Source organism: Burkholderiales bacterium (assembly GCA_035518095.1).
Lineage (GTDB): Bacteria > Pseudomonadota > Gammaproteobacteria > Burkholderiales > JAHFRG01 > JAHFRG01.
Window position 1 is genome coordinate 1 of record DATIXX010000052.1, and the last position, 9,327, is coordinate 9,327.

Below are 9,327 nucleotides of genomic sequence, written 5' to 3' on the forward strand. Positions count from 1 at the left end.
ATGGTGAAAGCGCTGCACTGCATTCGACACAGAACGGTGCCCGCGACCATTCACCTAAAAACCCATAATCCAAAAATACATTTTGATAATTGGAACCTCAAAGTTGTTACAGAGAACACGCCGCTAAAAAAATCCGGGAGACTCGTCATAGGCGTCAATTCCTTCGGCTTCGGGGGGGCAAACGCTCATGTCGTCCTCGAGGGTCCTGAGCCTCAAGTTGAATACAGTCACGCAGAACTTGGTAATGAATTGGTGCCTTTGATATTTTCGGGAAAAAGCTGGACGGCGCTCAAAGCTGCGGCTCAACAACATTCAATGTTCCTTGAGCGGCAGCACAAAAAAGACTTGTACGATATCGCGTACAGCGCTGCATTGCATCGCGATTGGCACGAACATCGCGCGGTTATTTTCGGCTCAAATCCCAAATCTTTGGCAAAGTCACTCGCGCAGTTTGCGGATGGACTCGCGCCTGAACTTCAAGTTGAGTCAGGCATTTCGCTCCCGGCAGCCTCTCGCCCGGTATTTGTGTTCACGGGTAACGGTTCTCAATGGCAAGGCATGGGGCAACACCTTTTGGCCAAAGACCTTGCCTTTAGGGCTGCGGTGCAAAAAGTCGACAGACTTTTTAAGAAATATACCGACTATTCGGTCGCGGAGGAACTGGCTGGGAAAAGCGAGAAAAGTTCATACGAGCTGACTGAAATCGCTCAACCCGCACTATTTGCAATGCAAGTTGGATTAACCCAGATGCTTCGGCAACGGGGAATCGTACCCGCAGCCGTGATCGGCCACAGTGTGGGTGAAGTCACAGCAGCCTGGGCATCAGGGGCTTTGTCACTTGCGCAGGCGGTCAAGGTGCTTTACCACCGCAGCAAGTTTCAAGGCACCACCAAGGGCAAAGGACAGATGACTGCCGTAAGGCTTGGAGAAGAGGAACTGCGCCAGTTACTCGGTAATGTGGGACTCGATTTCTCCTTGACCGTTGCAGGGATCAACAGCCAGCGTGCGGTGACCGTTACAGGTGACCCTTCGCAATTGGCGCTGTTTGAAGCTGCATTAAGTGATCGCAAAGTGTTCTACAAGCGATTGGATCTCGATTATGCCTTTCATAGCCCGGCAATGGATCCGATCGAAGCTGATTTTCAAGTAGCACTGTCCGACTTGCAGCCCAAGAACAGCAGGATTGCGTTTTACTCCACGGTCACCGGCGGCCTACTGGCCGGCATCGAACTGGGGGGAAATTACTGGTGGCGCAATATACGCCAACCGGTGCTGTTCGAACGAGCCATTAATTCGATTCAGTCTTCGGGATTCAACGTTTTTGTCGAAGTCGGGCCTCATCCTATCTCGCAAAGCTATATCAACGACTGCCTGAAAGACAAAGGCACAGAAGGCCGCGTCATTTCGACGTTGGTGCGCGGCGACGGCGGGCCTGATCGCGTTTGGAGTGCTGCGAGCCAAATCATGATCGCCGGCGCGCCCGTAGACTGGAAGACCTTTTTTCCGAGGCGCGGGAAATTCATGCAGCTGCCTAATTATCCCTGGCAGCGGGAACGCTACTGGCATAGCGACAGTTCCGAGTCCTATGGTTTTCTCTCGCGAAAAAAAGAGCACCCGTATCTTGGCTACCGGCTGCATGAGAGCGAATGGACCTGGGAAAATCATATCGACACAAGACTCTGCCCTACGCTCGCGGATCACGTGGTCGGCGACGCTGTCGTGTTTCCCGGCGCCGGTTACGCCGAAATGGCGCTGGCCGCCGCCCAATTTTGGCACCCGGGGCAACTTGCCGAGATAGAAGAGCTGCAGATACGCTCCCCTTTATTGCTCAGCGATTCACTCTCGAAAACAGTCCGCTTCAGCCTGAACCCGACAGACGGTAGTTTCAATATCAGTAGCCGAGCCCGTCTTGGCAAAGAACCGTGGATCGTCAACGCCGTTGGCCGGGTGCTCCAGGATCCCCAAAGCGTTCTTCTCGATCAACCGTGTCCTACAGTGCCCGAATACGGCCGCAGTCTCGACAGCGCAAGCCACTACGCTTCGGCAACGGCAATCGGGTTGCGCTACGGCCCCGCGTTTCAAGCTATCCGGAACGGCCGCGTAGACGGTCAAACCGCCACAGCCAGCATAAAGATACCGGATGCAATAGTCTCGGAACTTCCCAATGTTTATTTGCACCCTGCCCTGCTCGATAGCGCATTCCAACTGCTCATGAACGTGTTGCACGGTGAGCAATCATCAGACGATAAAGCGGCGTTTGTACCCATCAAACTGGGACGCCTCATTTTCCGCGCCGGAAACGCGCAGCCCGCTGTAGCTTGGGCTCAACTGACAAGGCGCGGCCCGCATTCGCTCACCGCAGATATCGCCTTGTTCGATGACCACGGTGTGGCTGTAGCCAAGGTCAAGGATGCTCGTTTTCGAAGAATTCACTTGCACAAGGATCCTGCGGACCGGTTGCGTTATTTGAACGAGTATTATTTGGCCAAGCCCCATCCGTTGGTCCCCGATGCCGGTACTCCCCTGGCGCTCGATGAGCTTTCGGGAACTCTTTGCAAGAGCCTGCAAACGCTACCGTTACAGAAATCCAGCCAGCTCTACGCGGAGGAAATTGAGCCGCTGCTTGACGCGCTGTGCAGCAGCTTTGCCGCCCAGGCGTTCAACACCTTGTTTGCGGGCGCGACCGACATTACTCGCGAGCGCATTCAGGCACAGATCGAAAAAGTGCCCGACGCCGCTCCCCTGCTGGTGCGTCTGCTCGGGATGATGGAAGAAGATCAAATCATTTGCTCGACTGAATCCGGCTGGCGCTATTCGGCGAGTGATAGCCATCCTTTGCCGCAGCAGATCTGGAACAGCTTGGTCGCCGACCACCCGGATTATTTTCCAGTTTTCCACGCGGTTGGCTGTGTAGGGTTGCACCTGGAAAGCATCCTGGCGGGGCGTCGGGCGGCGCGGGCCGTCTACCCGCGTGAATGCACCCTGGCCGCCCCGTCGCACTACACTCTCGGCGTGGATGGTACCCACTCGCTCGTCGACGCAATAATTTCTGTCGCACAGCAGTTGCTGGGAAAACTGCCGGCGGGCAAGCAACTACGAATGGTCGAATTGAGCTGGGGCGAGGAATCATATGCCTCACAGATACTGCCTGTTATCGAGACCAGTCGCTGTAGCTACACTGTTGCAACGCCATCGCAAGACGCGATGGAACATTTCCGTTCCTTGCAGGATCGGTTCCCGTCTTTGAACGTGCAACACCTTGACCTGGATGCTTTCAGAGCCGCAAAAAACGATTCGAGTAACGAGCGTTTCGATCTAGCCATCATCACCAATGACTCCACCACTAGTGTTTCTACACTGGAAGTTCTAGATTGTGTAAAACGCATGCTTAAGCTTGGCGGTACGGTCATCCTTGTTGGGCAGCACCCCTCGCGTTGGACAGATTTCGTGTTTGGCGCGCAAGCTTCGTGGTGGGTAGAAAGCGCATCAGGCGCTTGGACTCGCCGGCATGGCAGCGCGAAAAGATGGCAGCACGAACTCCTGGAAATGGGATTTTGCAATGTGAACCGGCTGGAGCTCTTCCCGGGCGCAAGCGTGGGTCCGTATTTGTTATTGGCGCAAGGCGCGACGACTGAAAAAAGCCCAGTCGACGTCGACTCACCGCCGGCGCGGACCTGGATCGTGCTTGCCGACACGGATGGCTATTCGGAACAACTCTCGCAGCTACTGTCAAAACAACTCGAAAAAAATGGGGATAACATTATTTGCGTTACCCCGGGCGGCGAATTGCATGCGCTGAGCAAAACGAATTACCGGCTCGATCCATGCAATCCCGATCACGTCGGCGCATTACTAATTCAAGCCCGCAACAGTTTTGGCCGAATCGATGCAATTATTCATCTAATTGGGCTTAATAGGTCGTTTGCAGACGAAGAATCAAATTCCATACTTACTCGGCAAGTCGATCGCTGCGCAATTACGGCCGCCATCATTCAAGCTTGTGAGGCCACCAACACGACCGCTACCTGCTGGCTATTTACAACTCGCACATCGGAAAGCCTGCAATCAGGCGATGAGCAAACGCCGCGTGTATTTCGAATCCATGACGGAATTGACTCTGCGCTGCGAGGCTTTGGCCGCACCTTGATGAATGAAGCATCCGGCAATGCCATCCGTCTCATCGATCTTGCACAGCCCGAAGCAATAGAGCACATGGTGAGCGCACTGGAAAGAGAACTGCGCTATCCGGATGCCGAGACTGAGATTGCCCTTAATGGCAAGGGAGAGCGCTTCGTTCCACGCCTGCGTGTTGAGGCTCATGCAGATGGGAAAGTCATGTTTGCCCGTAATTCCATGCCGTCGAGTACCGTGCGCTTGGGAATGCAATCTCCGGGCCAGTTGCGCAATCTTCGCTGGGAATCCCATCCGCGCGTTTCACCGGCTGAAGACGAGATTGAAATTGACGTGCATGCCACGGGTCTGAATTTCCGGGATGTCATGTACGCCCAGGGCCTGCTTTCTGACGAAGCGGTGGAAAACGGTTTTGCCGGTCACACGCTGGGTCTGGAAATGTCTGGCATCATTAACCGAGTGGGCGCCAAAGTGCAGGGTTTCGCGCCGGGAGATAAAGTAATCTCGTTTGGGCCGGCCTGTTTTGGCAACCGTGCTATCGCCAAAGCCTCGGCGACAGTACTCAAGCCGTCCGGCGTCTCATTCGAAGCGGCTGCCACTATTCCCTGCGTCTTCCTGACTGCCTACTACGCGCTGCACCATCTGGCCCGCTTGCAAGAGGGAGAAAAAATTCTGATACACGGTGCGGCCGGCGGCGTTGGTATCGCTGCCATGCAGATTGCGAAATGGCGCGGGGCGGAAATATTCGCTTCGGCAGGTTCCACGGAAAAAACGGATTTTCTCAAACTGTTTGGAGCGGATTGCACTTTTAGCTCTCGCACTCTGGCTTTCGGCGACGAAATACTGGCGATTACAGGCGGAAAAGGCGTCGATGTCGTGCTTAACTGTCTTTCGGGCGAGGCAATCAATCGGAACTTACAGGTACTCAAGCCCTTCGGGCGCTTCCTCGAACTCGGTAAGCGCGATTTCCTGGATAACACGAAGATCGGGCTGCGTCCCTTTAGAAACAATATCAGCTATTTCGGCATTGACATTGATCAATTGATGCAAGCACGTCCTGATCTGACGCAAGATGTGTTCCGCGAGGTCATCGCACTATTCAACGACAAAGTATTGCACCCGCTCCCGTATCATGCCTTCGACGCCGCAGAGATTGTCGATGCCTTTCGCTACATGCGGCAATCCCGGCACATTGGAAAGATCACCGTCACTTACCGCAATGGCATCGTTTCTCAACAGTCCTCGCACCCGACGAAACGCAAACTGCACTTGCCGGCGACCGCCACTTATCTCGTTACCGGCGGCCTAAGCGGATTTGGCCTGAAAACCGCCGAATGGTTGACCGGCAAGGGGGCTCGCCATCTGGTGCTCGTGAGCCGCAGAGGTCCTGTTCTACCCGAAGCGCAGGCAGCCATCGCCACACTACGCGCGCTCGGCGTTGAGGTCCACGCGGTCTCGTGCGATGTTACGGACAAAAACGCGCTTTCCGCCTTGCTTTCAGAAATCCGTGCCACCATGCCTCCGTTGCGCGGCTTGTTCCACGCGGCCATGGTGATCGAGGACGGACTGATCCGAAATATGAGTCGCGAACAGATTCACGCAGTCTTAGCGCCCAAAATTCTGGGTGCCCAATATCTGCATCAACTGACCCGCGGTTTGGATTTGGACTTTTTTGTCTTGTTTTCATCCGCAACCACGCTGTTTGGCAACCCCGGCCAAGGAAACTACGTGGCTGCCAACAGCTATCTTGAAGCCCTCGCCCAGTCGCGCCGCGCCGCCGGTTTGCCGGCATTGTGTGTGCGTTGGGGTGCCATCGGCGACGTCGGGTTTCTGGCGCGCAACGAACAAATCAAGAAGGCGCTGGAGGCGCGCATGGGCGGTCGCATGCTTACTTCAGAACTTGCGTTGGATACGTTGGAATCCCTGTTGCTTGAAAACCGCTCGGGCCTAGGCGTACTCGAGCTGGACTGGACGACCTTGAGCCGCTCCCTTCCCACCGCCCACGCACCGAGATACTGCGAAATATCCCGCAATGCCAAGAGTTCGGCCGCCACGGATAGCGACACCGAAAATGTCCAGCGTCTTCTGACGGAACTGGGCAAAGAGGAACTCGGCGCTGTCTTCATTAAAATGCTGAAAAGGGAAGTTGGAGAGATTCTGCAGATTTCTGCGGAAAAAATCGACGAGAACAAATCGGTTTACGATTTAGGCCTCGATTCCCTGATGGGCGTGGAACTGGTAACCGCCATTGAAGCACGCTTTGGCGTCAATCTCCCGACCTTGGTCCTGAGCGAAAGCCCGACCATTGCCAAACTGTCTGAAAAAATCATTGTTCAGTTGACGAGCCCGCAAGGTAACGGTGAAACCGAACCCGCCGCAGCAATACGCTCCACAGTTGAACAAGTTGCCAGCCAGCATGTCGCGGATGTTGATAAAGAAACGATCGATCAAGTGGCACAGGCAGTACAATCTGGCGAATTAGCGAATACATCAAGAATGATTCACTAATATGACGCGCAAAGGCTTTCCGGAATTGACCGCGCAGGTAAAAGAGAAACTTATCCAGCGGGCCTTGGAGCGCCGGCTGCGCGAGAGGGACCAACCGGACCCGCCGCCGCGATCCAGTCAAGAGACCGCTCTCAATGGAACCATCCCGGAACAGTATTACCGGTTTCAGTTTCATCCGGGTTATCAACAGTTGCGCATCATCAATGAAGGCGCCTCAAAGCTCGGCATTGCCAGCCCGTTTTTCAGAATGCATGACGGCACCGCTGGCGCCACAACGCGAATCGAGGGACGCGAGTATATCAATTTCGCCAGTTATAACTATCTTGGTTTTTCCGGCGATCCTTATGTCACCGAGGCCGCGAAGGCGGCCGCTGATCGTTATGGAACTTCTGTTTCTGCGAGCCGTTCCGTCTCCGGGGAGCGCCCGGTCCATCGCAAACTGGAGCACCTTCTCGCCGAAACATATGGCGTCGATGACTGCGTAGTGTTTGTCAGCGGGCACGCGACCAATGTCACGGCAATTGGCTACCTGTTCGGACCGAAGGATCTCATCCTGCACGATGCGCTGGTCCACAACAGCGTAGTCCAAGGGATAGAGCTTTCGGGTGCCCAGCGCCTCTCATTTCCGCACAACGACTGGAAAACGCTTGACACCATGCTCTCCGATCAGCGCCGCAATTTTGAGCGCGTCCTGATCGTCATTGAGGGTATCTACAGCATGGAAGGAGACTACCCCGACTTGCCGCGGTTCATCGAAATTAAGCGCAAACATTTTAGTTTTCTGATGGTGGACGAAGCTCACTCTTTCGGTGTGATGGGGGAAACGGGGTTAGGCATCAGGCAGCATTTTCACTTGCAGGGCAGCGACGTTGACATCTGGATGGGCACCCTCAGCAAAGCCCTGGCCGGCTGCGGCGGTTTCATTGCCGGCGAAACGGCGCTGGTTGAGAATCTGAAGTTTTTGGCACCCGGATTTCTCTACAGCGTCGGGATGTCGCCGCCCGTGGCCGCAGCATCGGCGGCCGCACTTGAGCGCTTGCTGCAAGAGCCCGCGCGCGTAAAAACCTTGCAACTACGAGGCCGATTTTTCAGAGACCGCGCGCGCGCCGCCGGCATCAATACCGGATCGAGCATGGGATTGGCCATTGTTCCCGCCATCACGGGCAGTTCGGTCATGGCGACACGCTTATCCCAGGCGCTCTTTGAACAAGGCATTAACGTGCAGCCTATTCTGTATCCAGCCGTTCCCGAGAAATCCGCCCGCCTGCGCTTTTTCATTAATTGCCAGCACACCGAAGATCAACTTGAACGCACGGTTCAAGCGCTCGTCCGCGAATCCGCTAAGCTTTGATGGCCGGTAATAAAGTTTTGGCTCGGAACTAAACCCGCCCTGAACACAACCGCCGGTTACGCACCTGTTTTTTGCACAGCGGAACATCATCAATCATACGGCGCTAAGATGAAAGCGTTTTCGACGCTTCGCCGATTCGGCGCGACGCCATAAGCCCTGCTTTTTCGAGCAATAAACCGCTCAGGTCCTCCACCCTGATATCGGCCGGCAACGTCGTCTCCGGATTCTTCCCTCTGCCCCAAATAAAATAATCGGTTCGCGCGTCGGAAAAATCTCGCGCCTGATACACGCTTGGCATGATGGGTACATGATCCCCGTACCAGCACAGCCAGCCGCCCGCCGACAACTGTTCCAGGTGCTCGCGAAGCATTCTGATCATCTGATCCGCGTTGCTCAGATGCCGCAAGTAAATCGTAAGATCTTCAAAACCCGCCGGCGGAGGCGCAGCGTAAAGGCGTTGCACGTCATTCGCTGCCACCTGTTCCAAATGCAGGGGACCGTGATTTTCCATGGTGATGACAAATATAAAAGTAGGCTGGCTGAAGGGTCCCAATAGCGAGCGAACCTTTTCCGCTACCGCCACATCACCGATGAATGGCCCGCACTTTTCAGCTTCAAGGAAATCGCGAACATCGATGAACTGGTCGAAACCGAGAGCCGGCAGAACCCGGTCGCGACGATAAAAAGTCGCCGCATAGGGATGCACGCACACTGTCCGGTAGCCGACACGTTTCAAAAAACCGGCAATTGTGGGAACTCCTTGCATACCGAGTTTGCGATAAGGATTGAATCGGTGGCCGTTCAGTTGCCGCTCGCTCAATCCGGAAAGAAATGCGAACTCCGTGCGTACCGTGTTTGCGCCCCAGGCCGGCACCTCCAGTCGCCCGAATTGCACAGCCGTTTTCCGGATGTCATCAAACTGTCTTAGCACCGCCGAATTTATTCCGGGGAACAGCCTGCGGGCATCAAAAAACGATTCGCTCTGCACCGCCACAATATGCGGCCGACCGCCAATAAAGTGGGTGGCTCTTGAAGCGAAAATTTGCGAGGCAGGCGGAAATGCAGGCTTCCTCTGCTCTGCCAGGGCGTAGCCCCACAAACTGGCCAGTAATCCAAATTGCCGAAGATCCTCAGCCGGATCGAAGGTTATTGGCAGCGTGCGTCGCGTCCCGACCCACAGCACGCCGGCTCCTAGCCCAAGCAAAAGTGCCACGCCTACTCCAAATTCTAAAAAGCCGGCCTTAGAAAGCAGACTGGTTTCGAGCGTGAACCCAAGATAAAGCGACAGGATAAAAGCAGCGAACCCGAGCAGCGCGCGCCCTATTCCAAAAAATGGC

Annotated in this window: 3 protein-coding genes; 2 read left to right on the plus strand and 1 reads right to left on the minus strand. The window is 55.1% G+C overall.

Annotated elements, in window-relative coordinates:
* Positions 1-36 precede the first annotated feature (36 nt).
* Together VLV32_09045 and VLV32_09050 are read left to right on the plus strand one after the other, a co-directional pair.
* Positions 37-6,639, plus strand: a complete 6,603-nt coding sequence (locus VLV32_09045; protein HUL42032.1) for a type I polyketide synthase — start codon at positions 37-39, stop codon at positions 6,637-6,639.
* A gap of 1 nt (position 6,640) precedes the next feature.
* Positions 6,641-7,990, plus strand: a complete 1,350-nt coding sequence (locus VLV32_09050) for an aminotransferase class I/II-fold pyridoxal phosphate-dependent enzyme (protein ID HUL42033.1) — start codon at positions 6,641-6,643, stop codon at positions 7,988-7,990.
* A gap of 103 nt (positions 7,991-8,093) precedes the next feature.
* Here VLV32_09050 and VLV32_09055 read toward each other — a convergent pair.
* The coding region (locus VLV32_09055; protein ID HUL42034.1) for an LTA synthase family protein at positions 8,094-9,327 on the minus strand (1,234 nt) is incomplete at its 5' end.